Here is a 2,911-nt window from a genome sequence, read left to right on the forward strand (position 1 = left end):
CGGGTCCTGGCTCGGTACGTCGGCGAGCGCCGCCCGCGTCTACGACGTGCCGACGGCGCACGGCAGCACCCTCTACGTCCGCTTCGGCGACTGGCCGGTGCACGCGGCGGTGACGGTCCTCGTGGTGCTGGCCGCGGTCGAGGCGGCGCGTCGGCTGCGGCGCCGGGCGGCGGCGTCGGAGCTGCCCACCGCCCAGGTGTCGCACGGGCGTTGATCCCGCATTGATAGCGTCGGCGACCATGACGATTCATGGGAGCGCGCACTGGCGGACCGTGCCGAGCGCCGTCCTCGCGGACGTGGTCGACGCCGAGCCGCTGCAGGGCGGCGCGGTCAACGACGTCTGGCGTCTGACGCTCACCGACGGCAGCCGTACGGTCCTCAAGTGCACGGCCGGCGAGCTCCCCGGCCTGTACGCGCACGAGGCGGAGGGCCTGCGCGCCCTGAGCGAGCGGGGCGGTCTGCGCACACCGCGCGTTCTGGAGGTGAGCGCCGTCCACCTCCTCATGGAGGCGCTGGACCAGGCCCTGCCGGACGGCGACGGCTTCTGGGAGGCGACGGGCCGCGCCGTCGCGGACCTGCACTCCGTGCACGGGGAGCGTTTCGGCTGGGACAGCGACGGCTGGCTGGGCCTGCTCCCCCAGGAGAACGCCTGGGCCACGGACGGCCACGCGTTCTTCGCGGACCGCCGGATCCTGCGCTACGTACGGGAGCCGAAGGTCCACGGCGCCCTGGACCCCGGCGACCTCGCGGGCCTGGAGCGCATCTGCGACCGGCTGCCCGAGCTGGTTCCGGCAGCGCCGCCCGTGCTGAACCACGGCGACCTCCACCAGGGAAACATCGTCGCCGGCACACACGGCGAGCCCGTGTTCATCGACCCGGCGGTCTGCTGGAACTGGGCGGAGTCCGAGCTCAGCATGGCGTACTGCCTCAACCCTCCGCCGTCCCGCTTCTTCGACGCCTACCAGGAGGTCCACCCGCTGCAGGACGGCTGGCAGGACCGCATGGAGCTGCTGCACCTGCGCGAACTCCTCAGCGCCGTCGCGCACTTCGGTGCGCAGGACGACTGGGTGCCGAAGATCCAGGCGACGGTACGCCGGTTCGCCTGAGGCCTCAGGCGGTGCGGCGCTGCACCTCGCCGACGATCCGCTCGCACAGCTCGTGGGTGGCGAGGGCGTCGCGGGCGTCCAGCACCTTGCCCGCGCGGACGGCGTCGAGGAAGGCGAGCACGACCTGCTCGATGCCGCGCTGGCGGGCGACGGGGACCCAGTCGCCGCGGCGGCGCACGGTGGGCTGGCCCTTGTGGTCGATGACGTCGGCGAGGTTGACCACCTGGCGCTTGGTGTCCTGCCCGGACACCTCCAGGATCTCCTCGGTGGATCCGCTGAGCCGGTTCATGACGCCGAGCGCCGTGAAGCCGTCGCCCGCGAGCTGAAGCACCAGGTGGTGCAGCAGGCCGCCCTCGACGCGGGCGCGCACGGTGACGTCGTCGATCTCGCCGGGCACGAGGAAACGCAGCGTGTCGACGACGTGGATGAAGTCGTCGAGGATCATCGAGCGCGGCTCCTCGGGCAGCCCGACCCGGTTCTTCTGCAGCAGGATCAGCTCGCGCGGGTGCTCGGCGCACTGGGCGTACCCGGGTGCGTGGCGCCGGTTGAAGCCGACGGCGAGGCTGACGCCACGCTCCTCGGCGAGGGCCACGAGCCGCTCGGAATCGGCGAGTTCGTACGCCAGGGGCTTGTCGACGTACGTGGCGACGCCTGCTTCCAGGAGCCGTGTCACGATCTCCGGGTGGGCGGCGGTCGGCGCGTGCACGAACGCCGCGTCGAGGTCCTGCGCGAGCAGCGCGTCCAGGTCCGTGTGGCGCTGCGCGGCCGGGACGTGGAACTGGTCGGCGACGCGGGAGAGGGTCGCGGGCGTGCGGGTCTGCAGGTGCAGCTCGACGCCCGCCTGAGTGGTGAGCACGGGCAGATAGGCCTTCTGCGCGATGTCCCCGAGTCCGATGCAGCCGACCTTCACGTCCCTGTGCTCCTCATGTAGCCGTTTCCCGCCCCGTCCGGGCAGCATACGGGGGCGTCTCCCCCGCTACACCCGCGCGCCCTCGACGCCGTTCTCCCCGTAGGCGTGCTCCTGCGGAGGCCGCCAGTCCGCGATGCCGTCCATGCCGCGCAGCAGCAGCGCGGGCCCGGCCAGGCCGACGGCGCGGATCGCGGCGTCGCGCAGCACGATGCCGGGCCGGTGCGCGAGCATGTTGACGCGGCTCACCGTCATGGCCTTGCGGGCGATCGCCGTCGTGCGCGGCTGTCGGGCACCGGTGTATCCGGCGAGGTCCAGCGGGCCGTCGGGGTCGGCGTGGTGGGCGAGGACGACCGCGTCCTCGATGGCCTGGTTGCCGCCCTGGCCCAGCGTCGGCGCCATGGCGTGCGCGGCGTCGCCGAGGAGCGCGACGCGGCCGTGGTGGAAGGCGGGCAGCGGGACGGCGATGTGGTGCACGTCGTGCCGCAGCACCTGGCCGGGCTGCACCGCGTCGAGGATCGCGGGGATCGGCTGGTGCCAACTCCCGTACCGGCGGAGGAGTTCCGCCTTCTCGTCACCGTCGGGGGCGGCGCCTCCCGCAGGGGTCATGGCGGCCGCGTACGCGTAGACCGTGCCGTCCGCGAAGGGGTGCGTGCCCCAGATCCGGCCGGGGCCCCAGGTCTCGTGCTGCACGAAGGGCCGGTCGAGCGGCGGTACGAGGACGCGCCAGGTGGTGAACCCGGAGTACGCCGTTCCCGGGTGCTGCGGGAACAGGGCGCCGCGCACCGCCGAGCGGATGCCGTCGGCGCCGACGACCAGGTCCGCCTCCAGGTCGCCCTCAGGGGTGGTGACCCGGGCGGGACGGGCCGGGTCGGCGGCGTCGCCGGGGTCGGCGAGG

Annotated in this window: 3 protein-coding genes and 1 pseudogene; 2 read left to right on the forward strand and 2 right to left on the reverse strand. The window is 73.7% G+C overall.

The genetic code is table 11. The features are described 5' to 3' along the window. Both G3I40_RS00765 and G3I40_RS00770 read left to right on the forward strand, forming a co-directional pair. A pseudogene (locus G3I40_RS00765) lies at positions 1-214 on the forward strand (apolipoprotein N-acyltransferase); the annotation flags it as partial. Between the two features lie 25 nt (positions 215-239). Continuing rightward, on the forward strand, positions 240-1,106 hold the full coding sequence (locus tag G3I40_RS00770) for a fructosamine kinase family protein (protein ID WP_164300193.1): 867 nt from the start codon (positions 240-242) through the stop codon (positions 1,104-1,106). A gap of 4 nt (positions 1,107-1,110) precedes the next feature. On the opposite strand, the gene G3I40_RS00775 is transcribed toward G3I40_RS00770, so the two are convergent. Together G3I40_RS00775 and G3I40_RS00780 are read right to left on the reverse strand one after the other, a co-directional pair. Next, entirely contained in the window at positions 1,111-2,016 is a 906-nt protein-coding gene (locus tag G3I40_RS00775) for a Gfo/Idh/MocA family oxidoreductase (RefSeq protein ID WP_164300194.1), read from the reverse strand. A 66-nt stretch (positions 2,017-2,082) separates the two neighbouring features. Beyond that, positions 2,083-2,911, reverse strand: an 829-nt coding sequence (locus G3I40_RS00780) for an FAD-dependent monooxygenase (RefSeq protein WP_203643142.1), incomplete at its 5' end; no start/stop codon positions are given.

Source organism: Streptomyces sp. SID14478 (assembly GCF_010548525.1).
Classification (GTDB): Bacteria; Actinomycetota; Actinomycetes; order Streptomycetales; family Streptomycetaceae; genus Streptomyces.

What these genes read in the sequence shown, in the direction of transcription:
- G3I40_RS00770 (WP_164300193.1), top strand. Translation starts at nt 240, where the DNA reads ATGACGATTCATGGGAGCGCGCACTGGCGGACCGTGCCGAGCGCCGTC.